General features: G+C 68.3%; 21 protein-coding genes. 2 read left to right on the top strand and 19 right to left on the bottom strand.

The window, feature by feature from the left end:
- Positions 1-6 precede the first annotated feature (6 nt).
- The 3 genes from ABC766_RS29740 to ABC766_RS29730 form a co-directional block, all read right to left on the bottom strand.
- A complete protein-coding gene (locus ABC766_RS29740) occupies positions 7-3,291 on the bottom strand; it encodes an efflux RND transporter permease subunit (protein ID WP_024830178.1) in 3,285 nt (1,094 codons plus the stop codon).
- Positions 3,292-3,294: 3 nt separating this feature from the next.
- Positions 3,295-4,524, bottom strand: a complete 1,230-nt coding sequence (locus ABC766_RS29735; RefSeq protein WP_024830177.1) for an efflux RND transporter periplasmic adaptor subunit — start codon at positions 4,522-4,524, stop codon at positions 3,295-3,297.
- Between the two features lie 71 nt (positions 4,525-4,595).
- On the bottom strand, positions 4,596-4,895 hold the full coding sequence (locus ABC766_RS29730) for a hypothetical protein (protein ID WP_345820185.1): 300 nt from the start codon (positions 4,893-4,895) through the stop codon (positions 4,596-4,598).
- Positions 4,896-5,014: 119 nt separating this feature from the next.
- Here ABC766_RS29730 and ABC766_RS29725 point away from each other — a divergent pair, with 119 nt between their 5' ends.
- Entirely contained in the window at positions 5,015-5,287 is a 273-nt protein-coding gene (locus ABC766_RS29725; RefSeq protein ID WP_024830175.1) for a metal-sensing transcriptional repressor, read from the top strand.
- Between the two features lie 10 nt (positions 5,288-5,297).
- On the top strand, positions 5,298-6,629 hold the full coding sequence (locus tag ABC766_RS29720; protein ID WP_024830174.1) for an MFS transporter: 1,332 nt from the start codon (positions 5,298-5,300) through the stop codon (positions 6,627-6,629).
- 345 nt (positions 6,630-6,974) lie between these two features.
- On the opposite strand, the gene ABC766_RS29715 is transcribed toward ABC766_RS29720, so the two are convergent.
- From ABC766_RS29715 to ABC766_RS29640, 16 genes are all read right to left on the bottom strand, one after another.
- Positions 6,975-8,894, bottom strand: coding sequence for a DUF6538 domain-containing protein (locus ABC766_RS29715; RefSeq protein WP_123834326.1), 1,920 nt, complete (start codon positions 8,892-8,894; stop codon positions 6,975-6,977).
- Between the two features lie 182 nt (positions 8,895-9,076).
- Positions 9,077-10,285, bottom strand: coding sequence for a site-specific integrase (locus tag ABC766_RS29710; RefSeq protein ID WP_345820184.1), 1,209 nt, complete (start codon positions 10,283-10,285; stop codon positions 9,077-9,079).
- A 193-nt stretch (positions 10,286-10,478) separates the two neighbouring features.
- Entirely contained in the window at positions 10,479-10,892 is a 414-nt protein-coding gene (locus ABC766_RS29705; protein ID WP_345820183.1) for a hypothetical protein, read from the bottom strand.
- On the bottom strand, positions 10,889-11,272 hold the full coding sequence (locus ABC766_RS29700) for a DUF4031 domain-containing protein (RefSeq protein ID WP_345820182.1): 384 nt from the start codon (positions 11,270-11,272) through the stop codon (positions 10,889-10,891). The genes ABC766_RS29705 and ABC766_RS29700 overlap by 4 nt, the downstream gene beginning before the upstream one ends.
- Complete coding sequence (locus tag ABC766_RS29695; protein WP_345820181.1) at positions 11,269-12,057, bottom strand: hypothetical protein; 789 nt, start codon at positions 12,055-12,057, stop codon at positions 11,269-11,271. The genes ABC766_RS29700 and ABC766_RS29695 overlap by 4 nt, the downstream gene beginning before the upstream one ends.
- Positions 12,050-13,264, bottom strand: a complete 1,215-nt coding sequence (locus tag ABC766_RS29690) for a phage Gp37/Gp68 family protein (RefSeq protein ID WP_345820180.1) — start codon at positions 13,262-13,264, stop codon at positions 12,050-12,052. The genes ABC766_RS29695 and ABC766_RS29690 overlap by 8 nt, the downstream gene beginning before the upstream one ends.
- Positions 13,257-13,748: a hypothetical protein gene (locus ABC766_RS29685; RefSeq protein WP_345820179.1), complete on the bottom strand. Its 492-nt coding sequence runs from the start codon at positions 13,746-13,748 to the stop codon at positions 13,257-13,259. The genes ABC766_RS29690 and ABC766_RS29685 overlap by 8 nt, the downstream gene beginning before the upstream one ends.
- Positions 13,749-13,752: 4 nt before the next feature.
- A complete protein-coding gene (locus tag ABC766_RS29680; RefSeq protein WP_345820178.1) occupies positions 13,753-14,553 on the bottom strand; it encodes a hypothetical protein in 801 nt (266 codons plus the stop codon).
- Positions 14,550-15,779, bottom strand: coding sequence for a DNA cytosine methyltransferase (locus ABC766_RS29675; RefSeq protein ID WP_345820177.1), 1,230 nt, complete (start codon positions 15,777-15,779; stop codon positions 14,550-14,552). The genes ABC766_RS29680 and ABC766_RS29675 overlap by 4 nt, the downstream gene beginning before the upstream one ends.
- Complete coding sequence (locus ABC766_RS29670) at positions 15,776-16,252, bottom strand: hypothetical protein (RefSeq protein ID WP_345820176.1); 477 nt, start codon at positions 16,250-16,252, stop codon at positions 15,776-15,778. Before ABC766_RS29670 ends, ABC766_RS29675 begins: the two co-directional genes overlap by 4 nt.
- Positions 16,245-16,511 (bottom strand): hypothetical protein, encoded by a 267-nt coding sequence (locus tag ABC766_RS29665; RefSeq protein ID WP_043387410.1) that lies wholly within the window; start codon positions 16,509-16,511, stop codon positions 16,245-16,247. The genes ABC766_RS29670 and ABC766_RS29665 overlap by 8 nt, the downstream gene beginning before the upstream one ends.
- Positions 16,508-17,104, bottom strand: a complete 597-nt coding sequence (locus ABC766_RS29660) for a hypothetical protein (RefSeq protein ID WP_043387411.1) — start codon at positions 17,102-17,104, stop codon at positions 16,508-16,510. The genes ABC766_RS29665 and ABC766_RS29660 overlap by 4 nt, the downstream gene beginning before the upstream one ends.
- Before the next feature lie 2 nt (positions 17,105-17,106).
- Complete coding sequence (locus tag ABC766_RS29655) at positions 17,107-17,340, bottom strand: hypothetical protein (protein ID WP_043387412.1); 234 nt, start codon at positions 17,338-17,340, stop codon at positions 17,107-17,109.
- Positions 17,340-18,020 (bottom strand): hypothetical protein, encoded by a 681-nt coding sequence (locus ABC766_RS29650; RefSeq protein ID WP_345820175.1) that lies wholly within the window; start codon positions 18,018-18,020, stop codon positions 17,340-17,342. The genes ABC766_RS29655 and ABC766_RS29650 overlap by 1 nt, the downstream gene beginning before the upstream one ends.
- Entirely contained in the window at positions 18,017-18,739 is a 723-nt protein-coding gene (locus ABC766_RS29645) for a YqaJ viral recombinase family protein (protein ID WP_345820174.1), read from the bottom strand. Before ABC766_RS29645 ends, ABC766_RS29650 begins: the two co-directional genes overlap by 4 nt.
- 5 nt (positions 18,740-18,744) lie before the next feature.
- A complete protein-coding gene (locus ABC766_RS29640; protein ID WP_345820173.1) occupies positions 18,745-20,034 on the bottom strand; it encodes an AAA family ATPase in 1,290 nt (429 codons plus the stop codon).
- Positions 20,035-20,040 lie beyond the last annotated feature (6 nt).

The raw sequence follows: 20,040 nt of genomic DNA, 5'->3' as shown, positions 1-20,040 counted from the left end.
CTTTCCTCAACGCACTGCCTCGCACAGCGCAGGTTGCCGCACCTCCGTGACACGCACTCCCGTCGCCGCCCGGCCGAAGCGGACGTAGAGCGCCGGCAAGACCAGCAGGGTGAGCAGGGTCGCGCTGACGAGGCCGCCGATGACCACCGTCGCCAGCGGCCGTTGCACCTCGGCGCCCGTCCCCGTCGCCAGGGCCATCGGCACGAAGCCGAGGGCGGCGACCAGCGCCGTCATCACCACGGGACGCAGCCTGGTCAGCGCCCCGTCCCGGACCGCCTCGGGGATGGCCATGCCCCCCGCAACCAGCGTCCGGATATGGTTGAGCAGCACCAGGCCGTTCAGCACCGCCACGCCCGACAGCGCGATGAACCCCACCGCCGCCGATACCGAGAACGGCATGTCGCGGACCCACAGGGCGGCCACGCCGCCGGTCAGGGCCATCGGCACGGCGCTGAACACGATGGACGCGTCGCGCGCGGAGCCGAGCGCCCCGAGCAGAAGGATGAAGATCAGCGCGAAGGCCGCCGGCACGACCACCATCAGGCGTTGCCGGGCGGCGGTCAGGTTCTCGAACTGACCGCCCCAGCGCACCTCGTAGCCGGCTGGCAGCCTCACCTCCGCGGCAATTCGCTCCTGCGCCTCCGCCACGAGCGAGCCGATGTCGCGACCGCGCACGTTCGCGGTCACCACCACGCGCCGCCGCCCGTTCTCGCGGCTGACCTGGTTCGGCCCCTCCGTGAAGGTGAAGGTCGCTAGTTGGCGGAGCGGCACGCTCATGCCCATCGCTCCCGGCGCGGTCGGCACGCCGGTACCCGACCGGGCCGGAGCCGCCTGCGCGGGCGGCAGCGGGACGGGGAGGTTCTTCAGGGCCTCGACGTCTCCTCGGACGTCGTCGGCGAGGCGAACCACGATGGCGAAGCGCCGGTCGCCCTCGAACACCAGCCCGGCATCCTTGCCGCCGACGGCCGTGCCGATGACGTCCTGCACGTCGGCCATGCTCAGGCCGCGCCGGGCGATCTCGCGCCGGTCGATCTTGATCTCAAGGAACGGCAGCCCGACCGCCTCCTCGACCTTCACGTCGGCGGCGCCCTCCAGGCTGCGCAGGATGCCGGCGATCTTACGGGCCCCCTCGACCATCGGACCGAACTCCTCGCCGAACACCTTCACGGCGAGGTCGTCGCGCACGCCGGCGATGAGCTCGTTGAAGCGCATCTGGATGGGCTGGGAAAAGCCGAGCAGCGTGCCGGGGATCAGCTTCGCCTCCGCCTCCATCCGTCCGATAAGCGCCTCTTTGCTCTCGTGCGGGTCGGGCCAGGCGCTCTGCGGCTTGAGGATGAGGTAGGCGTCGCAGGCGTTCGGCGGCATCGGGTCGGCGGCGATGTCGGGCGTGCCGCAGCGCGAGTAGACGAAGGCCACCTCCGGGAACTTGCTCATCGTCTCCTCGACGCCGAGCTGCATCGCCTGCGACTGCGTGATCGACGTCGATGGGATGCGGCGCGCCTCCATGACGATGTTCTTCTCGTCGAGCGTCGGCGTGAACTCCTGCCCTAGCCGCGTCGCCAGCGCTCCGGCGATCCCGAGAACGACCAGCGCACCGACGATGAAGGTTATCGGTGACCGGATGGCACCGCACAGTACCGGCCGGTAGGCCGCCTTCAGGACGCGGACCAAGGCGTTGTCGCCCTCGCTGACCCGCCCGGTGACGAAGGTCGCGATCATCGCCGGGACGAAGGTGAGCGACAGCACAAACGCCGCCACGAGCGCGATCAGGACCGTCAGCGCCATTGGCGTGAAGGTCTTGCCCTCCACGCCGGTGAAGGTCAGCAGGGGCACGTAGACCAGGATGATGATGGCCTGCCCGTAGACGCTCGGCTTGATCATCTCCTCGGCCGAGACCCGCACCGTCTCCAGCCTCTCGTCCAGGCCGAGCCGGCGTCCAAGCTCGTGTTGTCGCTCGGCGAGGTGCCGCAGGCTGTTCTCCGCGATAATGACCGCACCGTCGACGATGAGGCCGAAGTCGAGGGCGCCCAGGCTCATCAGGTTGGCGCTGATCCTCCCCGCCAGCATGCCGGTGGCCGTGAGCATCATCGTCACGGGGATGACCAGGGCGGTGATGACGGCTGCCCGTATGTTCCCCAGCGTGAGGAACAGCACCGCGATGACCAGCAGCGCGCCCTCGGCGAGGTTCCTGCCCACCGTCCGGATGGTCGCGTCGACGAGGTCGGTGCGGCTGAGGAGCGTCCGGGCCTGGATGCCGGGCGGCAGGAGCTTGTTGATCTCCCGGATCTTGGCGTCTGCGGCGGCCGAGACCGTGCGGCTGTTCTCGCCGATCAGCATCAGGGCCGTGCCCAGCACCACCTCGTGCCCGTTCTCGCTGGCCGAACCGGTCCGGAGCTCCTGTCCGATTCCGACCTCCGCGACGTCCTTCACTAGGATGGGCACCCCGGCCCGGGTCGCCACCACGATGTCCCGGATCTGGTCGACGTTCTCGATGAGGCCGCCGGCCCGGACGACGTAGCCCTCGCCGTTGCGTTCGACGTAGTTAGCCCCGCGCGTGGCGTTGTTCGCCTCGATGGCGCGGGTGACGTCAGCGAAGGACAGGCCGTAGCCCACGAGCTTCATCGGGTCCGGCCGGACCTGGTACTCCTTCACGAAGCCGCCGATGGCGTCGGCCCCGGCCACGCCCGGCACACTCTTCATCTGCGGCCGGATGATCCAATCCTGCACGGTCCGCAGGTAGACCGTGCGCTCGAAGTCGGACCTCAGCCGCTCGCCCTCGGGCGTCAGGTAGCTCCCGTCCGTCTGCCAGCCAGAACGGCCGTCCCTCACGGGCACGCCCTCGCCTGGGGGCAGATACTCCACCGACCACCAGTAGATCTCGCCGAGGCCGGTCGAGATCGGCCCGAGCTTCACCTCGACCCCGGGCGGAAGGGTGCCGCGCACCTCGGTCAGGCGCTCGTTGACCTGGGTCCTCGCGAAGTACACGTCGACCTTGTCGCTGAACACGGCCGTCAACTGGGCGAAGCCGTTGCGCGAGAAGGAGCGCATGCTTTCCAGCCCCGGCGTGCCGGCCAGCGCGCGTTCCAGCAGCACCGTGACCTGCTTCTCGATCTCGACCGGCGTCAGCGCCGGGGCGATGGCGTTGATCTGCACCTGGTTGTTGGTGACGTCGGGCACAGCGTCGATGGGCAAGCGCGCGAGCGACCACGCCCCGAAGGCGGTGGCGATGAGGGTCACCAGGATGACGGCGTAGCGGTTGGCGACGGAGAAGCCGAGGATGGAACGGATCATGGTTCAGTCCTCCGCCGCGGCCTTGCCGAGCTCGGACTTGAGCGTGAACGAGTTCGCTACGACCACCGCCTGGCCGGGATCGAGCCCCTCCGTCACCTCCACGTCGTCGTCGTCCGACCGCCCGAGCTTGACCGGGCGCGCCTCGAAGCCTTCGGCCACGCGCACGAAGACGTTGGGCTTGCCCTCCAGGGTCTGGATCGCCGAGGCCGGGACGAGGACGCGCACCGGCTTCTCGGAGATGACGATCTCCGCGGCGACGAACGAGCCCGGCCGCCACGTCTCGTCAGGGTTGGCCAGTTCCGCGACGACCCTGGCCGCGCGGGTGGCTTGGTCGAGGACGGGCACGATGAAGACGATCCGGCCCTTCGCGGCCTCCCCGGTCGCCTCGGCCCGGACGGTCACGGCCTGGCCCTCGCGCACGAGCGGCATGTCGCCGGGACTGACCGCGAGGTCGATCCAGACCTTCGACAGGTCGACGACCGAGTAGAGCTCGGTCTCCAGGTTGTCCCGTCCGACCGCGGCCCCGGGGTCGACGCGGCGCTCGACGATCTTGCCCGCGATGGGCGAGCGGATCTCCTGACGCTCGAACTGAGCCTCCGGCTGCTTCGGCAGGGCGTCGATCTCGGCTTGGCTGAGGCCCAGGAAGGTCAGCTTGCGCCGGGCGGCGTCCTCCTTGACCTTGAGGTCCTGGTAGCTGGCCTGCGAGCGCAGGTACTGCTGCTCGGACGAGATGCGCTTGTCCCAAAGCTCCTTGTCGCGCTCGTAGAGCGTCTTCTGCAGGGCGGCCGAGACCCGCGCCGCCAGGTACTCGCCCTTGGTCTCGGCGATCTCGCGGCTGTCGAGCAGCGCCACGACCTCGCCCTTCGCGACCGTGTCGCCGAGCCCCTTGCGCAGTTCGACGACCGTCCCGGTGGTCTTGACCGCGATGCGGGCGGTCAGGTTGGCGCTCGGGATGACGGTGCCCGGCACGTGCAGGTGGCGCGAGAGGCTGCCTCCGCCGACCGTGCCCGTCCGAATCCCCGCCTTGGCGATCTGGTCGTCCGTCAGCGCGACGAGGCCGGGCCTCTCCGGCTCGCCCTTGGCCGCCGGAAGAGGCTCTGGCTTGGCGGGAGCGTTCCCGCCCTTGGTGGGGGACAGCATCGCGCGGACGGCCTCGGGAGCCCCGGGCCACCAGGTCGCGATCAGGAAGCCGCCGGCGACGGCCAGCAGCACGGGTATGAGGCGTTTGAGCATGTCGATGCCATGGCGGCGTGCCGCGCACCTGCGCGGAGCCGTGGTTCGAGGAAAGGGCGAGGTGAGCGGCCTCAGGCCCTCGGTGGCTCGAACGGCCCCTCGGCAGCGCCGCCGAAGCGGCAGGCATCGTCCGCGCAGGTGAATGGTCGCGCCACCGAGGCCCGGCCGGCCGCGGGAGCCTCGGCCGCGGTCGGCATGACACCCTGCGCGTGCGATTGCGTGTGGTGGATCAACTCGTCGGCATCCTGGTGGTCGGTCGCATGATCCTGCACCGCCGTCGACGGCATGGCGTGCGCGACGGGACCCGTCGCCTCGTGCCGGCCATGGGCGAGCAGCGGCAGCACCGTCACCGCCGACAGCAGCAACGCCACGGCCATCGTCATGAGACGCCGCCCGAATGACACCCGATCCAATCTCCCCGTCGAGCCGTGGTCCGACCGACGCGTCAAATACCCTTCCCTTATCCTATCCAGGAGGATAGCATGTCAACATGGAACACGTGCACGCCTCCCACCCGGACATCGTCAAGCGCCTCAAGCGCGCACACGGCCACCTCGCCGGTGTCATCGCGATGATCGACGAGGGCCGGCCCTGCCTCGACCTCGCCCAGCAACTCCAAGCGGTCGAGAGCGCCATCGCCAACGCGAAGCGCACCCTGATCGAGGACCACATGGAGCACTGCATCGGCGACGGCGTCGCCGACGGCGGCAAAACGGCCAGGGCCGCGCTCGCCGAGTTCAAGGCGCTGGCGAAGTACCTGTGAGGGGTGCCCGATGCTGAGCGTCCTCGCAAACCGGACCTACCGCCACCTGTTCGCCGCGCAGGTCGTCGCCCTGATCGGCACCGGCCTGCTGACGGTCGCCCTCGGGCTCCTGGCCTATCGCCTCGCCAAGGCCGAGGCCGGTGCGGTGCTCGGCACGGCGCTGGCCATCAAGATGGTCGCCTACGTGCTGGTCGCGCCGGTGGCGAACGCCTTCACCGGGCAGTTGCCGCGCCGCGCCTTCCTGGTGACGACCGACCTTGTGAGGGCCGCCGTCGCCCTGATCCTGCCCTTCGTCGACCAGATCTGGCAGGTCTACGTCCTCGTCTTCGTGCTCCAGTCCTGCTCGGCCGCCTTCACCCCGACCTTCCAGGCAACCATTCCCGACATCCTGCCGGAGGAGCGCGACTACACCCGGGCGCTCTCCCTCTCGCGGCTGGCCTACGACCTGGAGAACCTGCTCAGCCCGGCGCTCGCCGCCATCCTTCTGACGGTGATCAACTTCCACTGGCTGTTCGGCGGCACGGTCGTCGGTTTCCTATGCTCGGCGGCGCTCGTCGTGTCTGTCGGCCTACCGAGCCCGAAGCCGACCGAGCGCCGCGGGATCTACGAACGGACCACCCGCGGCCTCCGCATCTACCTCGCGACGCCGCGCCTGCGGGGCCTCCTCGCCCTGAACCTCGCGGTGTCGGCGGCCGGCTCTATGGTCATCGTCAACACGGTCGTGATCGTGCAGGCCATCCTGCACCGGCCCCAGAACGACGTCGCGGTCGCGCTCGGCCTGTTCGGCGGTGGCTCGATGGTCGCGGCTCTTCTGCTGCCGCGGGTGCTCGACCGGCTGCCGGACCGGACCGTGATGCTGCCGGCGGCGGCCCTCCTCGGCGTCGTGCTGCTCGCCTTCGCCGCAACGACCTGGGGCGGCGTGATCGGCTGGCCGATGCTGCTCGCCACATGGCTGGTTCTCGGGATCGGTTACTCGGCCGCTCAGACCCCGACCGGGCGGCTCCTCCGGCGCTCGGCCACGACCGAGGACCGGCCCGCGGTGTTCGCGGCTCAGTTCGCCCTGTCGCACGTCGCCTGGCTCGTCACCTATCCGCTGGCGGGCTGGCTTGGAGCCGAGGCCGGCATGCCGGTCACGCTCGCGGTGCTGGGCGTGCTCACCCTAGCGGCCATCGCGGCGGCGGCCGTGCTGTGGCCCGCCTCGGACCCGGACGTCGTCGAGCATGCACACGCCGACCTCGGGCCAGACCATCCGCACCTGGACGGCGCCGCGGCACGGCGGCACGCCCACGCCTTCGTCATCGACGACCTGCACCAGCGCTGGCCGGCGCACCGCCCTGGATAAGGATGGCGAGGCGCCTGACCGCCCTGCTCCCGTTCGCATTTGGGTGGGGGCCGTCCGCTTATCCGACGAAGCGGCTCGGAAGCGGACCAGCCGGTCACGGCCATTTCCAGTCAATTGCCGAGCGTCTGCTTTTGTCGGACCTGCTCCCTAAACCGGAACAGCTGCAATCCACCCGATTTAGCCGTCCGATTATCGTTTGGAAGGTCCGCTGCGAAGCCGCGTATCTGACATGACAATAGCCCACCAAGGAATTCGCAAAATTTTCACATAAACGAGCCGGCCTAGTTTCTGTAGAAGCCGTGTGGAAGGTCGCTGCATAGCCAAAACAGCGTGCCGATTTCATTTTCAGGCAGTCAGTTGCCGTCGAGTATCAGATACCCGATGTGGTTCGCCGGTGCGCGCGGCCTCGGTCATTTTCTCGATGTTAATTGGTAAGATGAGACGATCAATAACGTCTTTAAGTTTGATCAAGGCCTGACCTTTGTAATAACGCTCCATTTCAGACCGTCTGGTCTTGCTCTCGTGGCCAATCACCTCCTCCACAAAGTTCGGCTGAGCACCTGCGTTTATGATGAGCGTGGTCGCCGAATGTCGAAATGAGTGGAACGTGACGTCAGCACGTACACCGTGGTACGATTTAAAGCGCTGAAACCACTTCCCGAAGGCGCTGCCGTATGGCGAGTTCTCTCCATCATTGAGAGTATCCGTCTTCTCGGCGCCAGCCTCACCCTCAGGGAGGAGCAATTCATTCTCTTCTCGTCCCTCCACCAATGCCTCAATCAACCCGAGACTCAGCAGATTCTGATGGAGAGGGACCCATCGGGCGCTTCCTCCGGCTTTCAGGTCAAGAGTCGGATCCTTGAGATTGAAATGCCAGATTCCTGTCTCCTTGTGTCGTACGACGTGTCGTACCCGGAGTTGGAATATTTCACCGCGTCGCATGCCGCTGTGGCAGCCGATGAGGATGCCCCAGTAGCGTTCGTCACGTAGGACGTGCGGACCCGGCTTCTTCCAGCTTCGGCGACTGCGAATTCCGAAAAACAAATCTGCATTCAGCACGGCCGCGAGTTCGTCACTGTTCCACGCCGGCCGCTCGTCCCGAGCGCTGTGATGCCGACCTCGGACGCGGCTCATGTTGATGTGCAGACCGTCGAAGATCGACGGCGTACCCTTGGGAACGACTTCGTTGACCTGAGCCCATGGCCAGATGCCCGACAAGGCCGCAAGGTGCCGGTTGAAGGTCTGAGGCTTCAGGCGATCGATGTCCGCCTTACCGTTGCAATGCTCGATCAGGCCGCGGATGCCGCTTCGGCGCTGAATGTCACGCCACTCAACGCACTTGTCGTATTTCCCAGGAAGGCTGAGCAGAGCACGCCTGAACTCTGCGGCATCGGCGGGTCCATAGGCCTCGAGCGGCTTGTCGCCACATATCTCGACGAAAAGACGCCCTGTCGACTGGGCTTGGCGAGCAATAGCCTCTTTCCATTCGTTGTGTCTGACGCGATCGTCGCTATAGGCGGTCCAAATCTCGCTGAACAATCTCTCAGATTGATGCGCCATCTTTTTCGTTGGCGCATCGGACCGAGTGGGCGGGTTAGGAACAATCGGACGATGGGCGACCGCGTGCAGGGGGTGATGAGGCCTGACGACGTCGCGCAGATAGGCCAGTTTCTGCTCAGCGATCGTGATTTCGGCGTCGAGTAGCGCGCGGCAGAGCGCGTATTCCTGAGTGGGGGTGTCGAGGTCGATCTCGTTGCGTAAGGCGAGTTCCTGTGCCGCGCTGCGAACGGATGTGAATTTGTTGAGTGACCGGTCGCGCTTTAGGCCGTCCAGTCGGCACTGATAGAGGAACTCCCATTCGGCCGGATCATTGAGGGTCCCCCTCGGACAGTCTCCGACGAAATCGCTGCCATCGGCTATTCCGTCTTCAAGCATCGCGCTGTCGACACCAGGAAGGTCGTCGATCTTGGGGTAGTGCCCGATAGCCGTTATGAGGCCTTCGTGCTTCAGAGATTCGGAGTCTAAGTACTGCTCCGCGAGCCGGGCGATATCGGCGCGCGTGAGCGATCGGTTGAAACGGACGAGGGTGAACAAGGTCTCTGTCCCATCCCACAAGCGTTGCGCCATCCGTCGGGCCTCGCCCGGCGTGGCTTGGCCGAGCGAGCGCAGGATCTCGCGCTGACCGAACCTCTGACGCAGGTCATGGGGGATGATACGGCGAAAAAAGACCGTTTGTCGGCGACGGCGGAGGTGGGTGCGGGGCAAGGCAGGAATCCCTGCCGTCCAGACAAGTGGACCTCCCGAGTGGACCTGGACGGAGCGGTCGGCCCGGGCGGGTCCGAAAACAGCCGGAGAATCAACGGTCGGCTGAGAATCTTGAGACTTTGGCTGGGGCGCCAGGATTCGAACCTGGGAATGGCGGTACCAAAAGCCAATACCCCCAAGTATTAACGTCTTGCACGACTTCGCTTTTCCAGATCAGTCCGCTGCCCCTGTGCCGGCTTTTGTGCGACGATCGCCAAGCCGGTGGCGGCGTCGATCTCCTGCGGAAATGCCTCGCCCTCCCCTGTGCCGGGATTTGTGCCGGCTCCGTGCGCGGCTGTGCGCCGGGCCTCGACCTCGAGGAACGCATAGGCGCGCTCCGTCTGGACGACGCTACGGTGGCCGAGCTGGTCGCGCACCATCTCCATCGTCCACTTTTCCTCCTGGAGCAGGCGGCAGCCATGGGTCCGACGCAGGTCGTGCCAGCGCAGGTCCCTCACCTTCGCGCGGCCGGCCGCGTTCCGGAGCCCTCGGTCGAGGTGGTTGAACCGCTCGCCGTCGTTGCGCTCCGGACGCGCGACCGCCGCCGCTCGGGCCGCGCCACGCTTCGTCGTCGCCGCACCATGGTGGAAGACGTAGGGGCTAGTCAGATGCCGCGGCATCCGGGCGAGCACCTTGAGCGCCGGCTTCAGCAGGATCACCGTGCGCTCGCGCTTGCCCTTGGCGGTCTCGGCCGAGACGGTGAGTTGCTTCCGGGCGAGGTCGATCTGCGGCCACGTGAGCGAAAACTGCTCCTCCTGGCGCAGGCCGGTGTAGATCGCGAACAGAATTGCGTCACGGACGTAGGGCACCGCCGATTCCAGCAGCCTCCTCTCCTCCGCCCGGTTGAGGTAGCGGGTCCGCGGCGGTGCCTCGCGCAACCCGCGCTTCGCCCGCTGCTTGAGGAACGGGATCACCGGGTTGAGGTCGGCCCACTCATTCTCAATCGCGAAGCCGAAGATCGTCGACAGGCAGGCGAGGTCACGTCGGACCGTCGGAGCCGAGGCACCGGCCGTGCGCCGCGCGGTCTCGAACTCCTTCAGATCCTTGGCGCGCAGCTCCAGGAGCAGGCTGCCCTTGAAGTGCTCGTTCAGCCAGTTGATCGACACGCCGTAGCGGCGGAGCGTGCTCGGCCGCAGAGACGGCCCGTGATCGGTGATGAAGGACGCGATGACGGCATTGAGCGTCAGCCGCGGCTTCCCGCCCCACGCTTGGGCTTCGAGGTCGGAGAGCCAGACCGCAAGACGTTGGCGAGCAACGCTTTCAGATCGTGTTCCGAGGGATTCGCGGATGTCCTGGCCGTTCTTCTGGACCCGGGCCCACCACGTCTTACCGCGGAGGTAGATGTCGGCCATTCTGGCACCGTCCTCGTCGAAGCATCCCACCACTGACGCACGGCACGCAGGTCGAACACCCACGATGACCGCGGACCGAACGGCTGTCGAGCACCGGGGATTCGCCCGGCCGCAGCCTGACGGATCCAGTGCCGTTCGGTGAAGCCGAATTCGCGCACCAAGTCGGCGGCGCTGGCCAACTGCTCTCGGGGCATCAGCGCGGGCCCTCCAGCATCAGCGTGTCGGTCGGCATCTGGCCCTTGTCGTAGGCGACCTGGAGCTGCGGCTCGACCCAGTCGCCGACCGTGCTGCCGTCGGGCAGAACGACGTGCGCGAGCCACTCCTGCTCCACGGTGGTGATCCCCTGCGCCACCGCCTCGATCTTGGCCTTCACCACCAGGTGGATCGCCCGCCAGATCGCCCAGCGCTTCTGCTCGCTGGCATCGCCCGGGATCTCAATTCGGAGCCGGATCAGCCGGCCGGCCAACATGAACATCCCGATCGCCTCGAGCGGCTCGTCCATGGTGGCAATGCGGCTGGCGCCGGCCTTGCGCAGGATCGCCTCGATCTGCCCCCTGCTCTGGACGGCCGAGACCTTGGTGTCCTTGGCGTAGACGCGGCGGTTCATGCGGTCCTCCCGCTCGTGCCCTCGGTCGGCCGAATGATGCCGTCGACCGGTTTCCCGGCCTTGGCCCGGATCGCCTCGATGTCCGCGACCATCTTGGTGCGTCCGCGCTGCTGCGCGTCGAAATAGCTGGCCCCGTAGCGATCGGTCTCCAGCGCGCCAGCCTGGATCGCTAAAGCGCGCTTGCCCTTCGCGATGTCGAAGTGGACCCACGAGGCGTTGCGGTGCTTCCCGAACGAGAGATCCGGGTGGCCCTGGATCCACTTCCGGTCGACGCCGATGCAGTCCACCATCGCCAGCAGCTCGTCGAGGCTGTCGGCCCAGAGGTGGCACATCATCATGCGCCCGAAAGGGAAGATGGGCTGATCGACGTAGCAGGTCATTCCGCGGCCTCGGCGATCGGCGCGAGCTGGTCGATGTTGCGCGCGTGGACGGAGAAGGTGACGGCGACCACCCACGGGTTGGCCTGCCAGGACTCGGGCCCGTTGATGTGCCCCCAGAGCTTGGCGAAGCTGCGCGCGGCGTGCCGGCCGCCGGGCTCTTCGACGCCGACGGCAGTGATGCTATGCGGCCAGATCCCGGGCACGTAGTGGAAGGGCGGGTCCGCGCTTTCGAGCTCGACGCCCTCCGCGGTCGCATCCCCCTCGCTGATGTCCTGCAGGCGCTCGACCCGGACGTCCGTCACTAGCAGCGTGAGGCGCGAGGCCCAGCGCGGCATGAACAGCGACGGCCGGAGCTTCCCGAGTGCCCAGAGCCGGTTCCGGTTTTCAGGGTCTGCCTCGTAGGTCACCTTCGACCGGTCGTCGGCCAGATCCCGCGGCTTCAGGCAGTCGACCTTCTGAAGCGTCCGCCACGACTCTCTCACCCACAGCCGATCGCCGACCTGCCAGGGCAGCCGCATCCAGTAGTGCTCGCCCTCGGCATCCACCGGCCACGAGCGCAGGGGCCGCCGCGGGGTCTGCTCCGGCTCGCTCCAGCGCCAGAGGCCGGACGGAACCCAGCGGTGCTCCACGTTGAGCATACTGGGTTGCTGGCAGAACGTCGCCCATTCCGGCGGCTGCGGCTTCAGGAGCCGCCGCGTCTGCGTCTTGCCCGTACCGGGCTGGCGCGCCTCGCGGAGCAGGGCCTGGACCATCGGCGCGCTGAACAGGATGGGACGGTCAGCCACGGGACACCTCCGGGAATCCGTTGTGCTCGACGCCGTCGAGGAGGCGGCCGGCCGCCTTCTTGCCGACGAGAGCCATCATCTCGGGAGCACGGCCCTGCCAGCCGTTCTCGCGGTCCTCGGCCTTGCACGCCGGCATCGTGACGTCAGTCAGGATCCGCCCATCGTTGAAGACGATCCGGTCCAAAGACGGGGCCCGACCCATCGTCGAGCCGTGCTGGTAGGCACCCCATTGCTTGAAAAGGTACGCCACCCCCGCGACCGCGCAGGCGTCGCGGATCTGGCGCGCCCAGTCCGGGTGCATCGGCCGCGCGCCGGGGCCGCTCTCGCCGCCGACGATTATCCACGAGAGGCGCGTGCCGATGCCGTGGCTGTCGGGATGAAAGATGGTCGGGCTCGGGTAGTGCCCCGCGCCCCCGGTGAGGCTGTTGATGCGCTTCGGGTACGCAGTGGTACGCCCTTGCGCGTCCTTCTCCGGCGCCGCCTCGATCCGTGTGAAATCGATCGGCCCGAGTAACGGCTCGGCCGAGACGAACCGCACCGCGGCCGGCGTCGCCAGCAGATCCGGCACGCGCTCGTCGGCACGGCGCTGATCCTCCGCGGAGACGCCGAGCCAGACGTTCGGGAGCGGCCACCCCGGCCACTTCCGCGAGCCGTCCGGGTTCCAGAACCGGTCGCTGTCGGTATCGAGGTCGAGGAACTCGCCGGCCGCCTGATAGACACGCTCGTGTCGGTCATCGCCCTCGGCCTGAGCGGGCATTTCGAAAGCAGGCAGGCCGGGGCACTCGATCCGCTGGGCGGGTGTCGGCTGCCAGCGCTCCTCGAACCATTCCCGCATCCGGGCCGGTCGCTTGGTCAGCACCTGGAAGGTGTGCTGCGGGCAGAGCGCCATCACGGCGAACACCCGGTCGATCCACTCGTCCGGCACGCCCTCGGCGAACAGGTCGCCGTGCGCGCAGACGAAGATCTTGCGCGGCCGGCGCCACGTGAGCGGCTGGGTCAGCCACTCCTCGTTCAGCCGCACCTTCCCGTTCCACACCGGGCCGGCCTTCGTCTGGACGGTGAGCCCCTTCCGAGACGGCAGGTTGCGGAGCCGCGTACCGGCGAGCTTCATCGCGTAGCAGTTGGTGCAGCCCGGAGAGACGATGGCGCACCCGGTGATCGGCTGCCACGTCGCGTCGGTCCACTCGATGGATGAGGTCTCAGCCACGGGCGCCTCCCGTCGCGAGAGCGGGCGACAGGTCGGCGACCTTCTTCTTGGGCCACGCCTCCATGCGGTCGGCGTGCTCCAGCGCCACCGCGATGATGTCCGGAGCCGCGCCCACGTTCTCGGCCTGCTCGACCCACCAGCGCACGGTGTCGGCGGCGACCACATCCTGCCCGCGGAGCAGGAACACCGGCTCTTCTGCGGGGATGATGCGCACCGTGCCGTTGGTCGTGATCGTGGAGCAGGCGACCGCCTCCTCGCCCCACGCCTTGATGCCGGCAAGCGCGAAGTCCCGGCGCTTCCCCGTGTCCGGCTCGTCGGCCGTCATCAGCCACTGCGGTTCCGGGTGCCACTCGGTCGACCCGAACCACGTCGGACCCGGCACGATCCGGCGTACCGACGTCTCGCCGCGCCAGTTCACGTAGAGGATCGGGACCGGCGTCGTGGAGACGGGCGGCTCGCGCGTGATGGTGCTGGACTCGGCCATGCTGCTACTCGGCTGCGGTGAGGGACGGGGACGGTGCGAGGAGGGCTGGAGCCTTCGGCGCCCAGCGCTCGCGGTCGGCGGCAATCTCGCCGTAGTTCCGGGGGTGCTGGACCTTAAAGTCGGGAGTCTTGGGCCCGCGGACCCAGCCCGCCGCGGTCCGCTCCAGCCAGCCGCCCGGGCTGAGCCAGTTCGTCGGCGAGAGCTGGAGGTGCTTGAAGTCGGCGCGGGTCACCGGCCGCTCGTCGAGCAGCACAGACAGCCGGATCGCTTTCACCTTCCAGGCCGTGAGCGCGACCGGCGCCGAGGCGCCCGCGACGACGTCCGGGATGTAGTCCGGCAGCTTGATCCGGGTGAGCGGCGCCCACTCGAACCAGTTCCGAGCATCTGATCCCCAGAAGCTCTCGTGCGGCAGGCTCGGCCCGAAAGCGGGCCCATAGCGCCGCTGCTCGCCGGGCGGATCCGAGAACATCCGGATGACCGTGACGCCGAGCGCCTCGCAGATCTCCGGGAGGCTGTTCTGGACCTTGTCGGCCGGCACCAGCACCGCCCGGTAATCCGGGCCGACGAGACCAGCCGTCCACTCCTGCCGCTTCGGCAGGACCTGCGAGACCACGAGCGGGTTCAGCGCCAGCTTGGCCTCGATCCCGATCTGGACGCCGTCGGTCTGCCGGACGAGCAGGATGTCGAAGCCGCCGGTCTCGGGGTACGCGACCCACTGCGCATGGTCGGTCCGCTGCGGCTTCGCGGTCGCTGCGGTGATGAAGGCGGCGCAGAGATCCGCCTCGGAGAAGGGCTTGGCCTTCATGCCGCCCTCCGGTGATCCGGCAGGACGTCGAGGCAGGCAGCTATAAAGGTCGCGGCAGCTTCCGCGTTGATCGCGTTGCCGTAGCCCTTGAGCATGCCGATCCGCGACTGGCCTTCAAAGGCGCTGCCCGATCCCACCCGGAAGGCAGCCCCATCAACCAGCGGGAATGTGCCGGGCTCAACTGGCCTCCACCGGTCATCCCGGCAGAGGATCCAGTCAGCATCGTCCCAGCCACCGTGATGCGCGCCGGGCCATCTGTGAGACACAGCGCTACCGTCTTCCGGCTGCTGTCCGTGTTCCCCGCCTCGTTGTAGCCCTTCTGCGCTGGCGTATCGGCCATCGGCGTTGGCCAACTGGCCAAGTGCACCACCTGATTGTTGAGTTGCTCGCCCTTCTTCCCGCCGCCCCGCTCCGCGAAGCTCTGGGCATTCGCATGCCGGTAGTCCCGCGCTGCCGGCGTCGCCCAAGCCGCGAGCTGAGCCGCATCCCGCAGGTTCGCGAAGCCCGGCGCTCCCCCGCCCTTCCGCTTCGGCGCTTCCTGTCGTCGTCGCGCCTGCCGCTCCAGCGAGTTCGCTCCCGTGCCGTCGTTCGCCTGCGGCGTCGGCCAAGAGGCCATAGACGCTACTGTCGCGAGGTTCGGCGCGGAACCTCCCCCACGCTGTGATCGAGGTCTGATCGTCCGCTGGTGCTGACCGCCCTGCAAGGGCTCCACCGCGCAGGGCGTGGGCCACGAACCAGGAGCGCTGCCGGATGTGCGGCGCGCCGACGCCCGCAGCGCACAGATCAGCAGCCCCGAAGGCGTAGCCAAGGCCGTCCAGGTCAGCGTGAACAAGGTCGAGCCAGTCGAGGCCGTCCGCGCTCGCAACCTGTTCGCCAAAGACCTCTGAAGGTCCGCACTCTGCGATGAGGTGATGCCACGCCGGCCAGAGGTGCCGCTCGTCAGCAGTCCCGCCTCGGCGGCCTGCCGCGGAGAAAGGTTGGCAGGGGCACGATCCGGTCCAGACGGGCCGGTCCGCGGGCCAGCCTGCGAGGCCCAGGGCATAGTCCCAGACGCCGATGCCGGCGAAGAAGTGGCACCTGGTGTAGCCCCGAAGGTCGGATGGCTGAACATCGACAATTGATCGAGTGTCGACATCTCCCGCCGTGATGAGACCCGACGCGATGAGGTTGCGGAGCCACTGGGCGGCATAGGCATCGACCTCGTTGTAGTAGGCGCGGACCGTCATGCCGCCACCCCTTCGCCGCTCGCCGGGGCGCGCCGCTTCGTGCCGCGGTGCCGCTGGGCCCAGATCCGCACGTCGTCGTAGGTCGTCGCGTGAAGGACGCGCCATGCCTGCCGGAGCTGATCCAGGTTGAGGTGGTTGAGGAGCCCATCCTGGTCGGCCAGATCCAGTTGGTCAGCGAGGAAGGCGCGGACGCGGGCCGCGGCGAGGGTCTGCTCGTTCGGCGGGGCCTGTCGGACGAGCGGCACCATCACCTGCAGGCGGAGCAGCGCGCGGGCATTGACCGTCGCCTGTCCGGCCGGGAGCCCGACGCAGCCGCCGTCCTCGTCCTGATGTGCCCACGACGCGGGGCACACCGGGCAGGCCCAGACCCACGCGTCGGCGATGTCGGGGTCGTGGGCGTCGACATCGCGGCCGTCGACGAGAGCGCATTCGGTGCCGCAGTCGGCGCAGAAGATGGTCGCCACGTCAGACATCAAACATCTCCGCGATGTCGCGATCGACAGGCAGGCCCATGGCCCGGTCGAGCTGCGCCTCAATCACCAGGTCGGCCGTGCTGGGTTCGGGGTCGCCGCCCTGGCGACGCGCGCGGCGCTCGGCCTCGCGCACGAAGACCGGGTGCTCCGGCACGCAGGCGCGGGCCGCCTTGAGCCCGTGCTTCGCCTTCACGTGCGAGAACAGCGCCTCGGTGCTGGCGAGCGTTCGGTTGCAGTGGGGGCAGCGGAGGGCCGTCATGCCGCCACCTCGGCGGCAGGCGCCTGGGCCTTCATCTTGGCGGCCCAGAGCTTCACGGCCTCGAACGCCCAGCGCGATTGCGCCGTGTGCCGATAGAGCGGATCTTCGAAGTCGCCAGTCAGGTTGTAGATGCGTTCGGCCGACATGCTGTCGTCGTCGCGGAACCTACGGACAGCGTCCTTCCGATCGGCCGGATCGTTCTCGTCGCCGCCGTATTCGTCGCAGAGCTGCTTGAACAACTGCGGCTGCCATTTATGCCGCAGGCCCTCGTAGGCGCTCTGGATCAGGGCTTCGACGGTTGCCTCGCGGTCGTATTCCTCCTTGAACTCCGACTTACTCGTGAGATAGTCGAAGTTGGCTTTGTCGACGAAATCAACCGCCCCCTCCAAAGTGTTGAATGCCGGCCAAACCTCGTAGACGGCCGTGCCGAGATCGCCTCCGACCGCCAGCATGCCGGCGGCCCAAGTGACGCGGAATGCGTAGGCGCCCGTTCCCGGCTTGCCGAGCCGCCACGACATTGCAGGTGCATCCTGCATGACATGCTCGGCGAAGCTCAGGGCGGCGATGCGCTGGATGTTCTCGCGCTCGCTCATGATCAGGCGGCCTCCTCAGCGACGGCCGCGAGCGGCACGTACCGCTCGCCGCAGAACGGGCAGAAGGTCGGCGCCATGACGACGGGGCGCTTGCCGCGCGGGGCGACCTTCTCGGTGAGCAGGGTCACGGTGACGTAGCCGGGGACACCGTTGCGCGGGAGCGCGATCGTGCCCGGCAGCTTCGTGTTGTGCTCCGCAAGCAGAGCGTTGGTCTGGGTGAGGCAGTCGCAGGCCATCAGGCGGCCTCCTCGGCGGGAGGTGCGAAGCCCGGGAACCCGTCGTCGTCGGCGACATCAGCGGCGGCGGCGATCCGCTCCAGATCGTCGGCGATAGCGTCCAGAGCGCGGTCGGCCCGCGGGTCGAGGTCAACTCGGAAGGTGCGCAGCGCATCGCTGCCCTTCGCGGCCTCGGCCCGGGCGGCGGCGTACAGGCGGTCGCGCGAGGACGGCTGGCGCGACGCGTCCTGCTGCTCACTGGCCGGAGCAGGATCGTCCTGCCTCTTCTCCGGCGCGCGTGAGCGCTCCTCGGGCAGCGGCCTGACCGTGAACGGCTTGCGGCTGGCCCGGGCCACCGTGAGCGGCATCGTCACCGCCGAGGAGATCCCCGACATGTGGCTGATCCGGATCCCGCCGACGGCCGCGCCGCCGAACTGCACGGCGTCGTCCCGGTAGAGGGTCATCCGCCGACCGACGTAGGCGGTGCCGTCCTGGCCCCAGATCCGCAGGAGCACGCGGCGCATAGACTTGCCGGGCTTGTACGGCTTGCCGCCATCGCCCTCGAAGTAGATCGCGATCGGCTGGTCCGGCTCCTTCATCTTCGACACGCGCGTCACCGTGATGGTGCGCGGGCCGCCGATCAGGTCGTCGGCGTTGAGCTGGTCGCTCTTGGGCGCGACCGTCTGCGAGATGTCGATCACGCCATGATCTCCCGTTCGATGCGCTGGGTCGGGATGGCGCCGGCCGAGGCCACGGCGTCGCGATAGCGGTCCATCGCGGACCGGAGGCGCTGCTCGAAGTCGCCGGCGGCGGACAGGATCGCGGCCTGGATCGCCTCGTCCGGGTACGCGCGGATCACCGCGAGCGGCAGGCCACCCGAATACGAGACGAGGTCACACCAGAGCCGCTCGGAGACGAGGAGCCCGGTCTGGATCTGGAGGACGTACTCGGCCGGGATCGCGCCCTCGGGCACGTGCTCGAGGAAAGTCTGGACCTGGTACTTCTGCCGGCGCGACTTGCACTCGACGAGGCCGTCGCTGCCGACCAGCGCGTCGGGCGAGTAGCCGAGCGTGAAGCCCCAGCGGTCGTTGGTGATGAAGCCGACCGTTTCGGTAGGCGCGTAGTGCTTCGCGTAGAGGGTGAGCGCCTCGACCTCGTCGTCCCGGCCGCGCAGCATGTCGTCGCTGACGTATCGGGGCTCGACGAACTTGGTGATCCGCTGGGCGAGCAGCTCGTAGAGGTGCGCCCGCTCCTTCTCGTTCCTGGCCGCCTTGAGGGTCGGCGTGAGGATCAGCGACATCTCGCTGGCGGTGAGCATGCCGCATCGGGCCGCGATCCACTCGTCGGTGCCCTGGTAGAGGTCGACGTGGATGCGCACGGTGGACGGACGCGTGGGGGCGTCGGGTGCGAGCAGAGCCATGCCGGTCACTCCGCAGCCTGCGCGACCTGGACAGCGCCCTTCACGGCGCCGTCCTCGATCACGATGGCGGCGGACCGCCCGGACTGAACCACCTCGATCCAGACCTGATAGTCCGCGGCCTGGGCCATCTCGGCGAGGATCCGCATGGCCTCCTCATCAAGGAGCGACCCGTCCTGCACGCGGATGACGCGGAGCTTCGGGTTGGCCGCCATGGCGATGGCGACCGATGTCCGGAGCTGCTCGGCGCTCGACGCCTGATCGAACGGTACGCCGTCGAGCAGGATCTCGTCGTCACCGAAGCCCAGCCCGGGGACCGGCAGCTCGGCCTTGGCGATGGCCTCGCGCTTGGCCGTGACGCGCTCCTCGATCGCCTTCGTGAGGGCGGCCGACTGCGCCTCCGCCTCGGTGGCCTCCGCCTCGACCCGGGCGCGTTCCTCGCGGCGCGCCAGGGCGGCGTTGGCCCGGCCAGCATCGGCGATCCGCTCGCGCAGCGCCGCGGTGTCGATCGCCTCCGGCAGGGCCTCAGCCTTCGCGAGCTGCTCCCGCTTCTCGGCCGCGGCGCCCTCCAGGTAGGTCAGACGCTCGGTCAGCGCGGCGATGTTCGACCGAAGCCGCTCGGCTTCGTCGTCCATGTGCTTGACCTCGGTCGCGACGGCCTGGCGGCCAGCCCGGCGCCGCTCGATCAGGGCGTTGTGGTCGCCGGCCTGCTCCAGCTCGGCGACGAGCGCGGCATCGTCGATCCGCTCGGCCGGGGCGTCCGCCGGGACCACGATCGCGGAGGCCTGCGCACGGAGCGCCTTCACCTGTCGATTCACGTCGGTGCGCCGGTCGTAATCGGCCTTGTTCGCCCGCTCGATCGCCTCGAAGTCGACGCCGGTGACGAAGCGCTTCAACGCCTCGAGCTGCGCCTTGCCGTCCATGCGAGTGAAGGCGAGCGGGTCGAACGACAGGGCGCCGAGCAGCCCGTCGAGCATCCGCTGCGGGGACGGGTACCGGGCGCCGTCCGTGCTCTCGACGGCGATCGACGTGGTGAAGGTCTCGTCCTCCCGCTTCCGGAAGGTGCGCACGACCTTGATCTCCCCAAGGTCGAGACGGATCCGGGCCTCGTTCTCGCCCTTGCGGATCGGGACGGCCTGGATGTGCGTGGTGCCGGCGAGCGCCCACCAGATTGCGTCGAGGACGGAGCTTTTGCCCTGTCCGTTCCGCCCGGTGATCTCGACGATGTGGCCCTCGGGCGAGATCTCGACGGCCTTGAGCCGCTTCACGTTCTCGGCCTGCAACTGGACGATCTTCACGGGGCG

Origin of the sequence: Methylobacterium fujisawaense (assembly GCF_039619325.1) — a bacterium.
In the GTDB taxonomy this organism is placed as follows: domain Bacteria; phylum Pseudomonadota; class Alphaproteobacteria; order Rhizobiales; family Beijerinckiaceae; genus Methylobacterium; species Methylobacterium fujisawaense.
The sequence above is the reverse complement of the archived record's forward strand: the minus strand, read 5'-3'. Positions and strand labels throughout refer to the sequence as shown.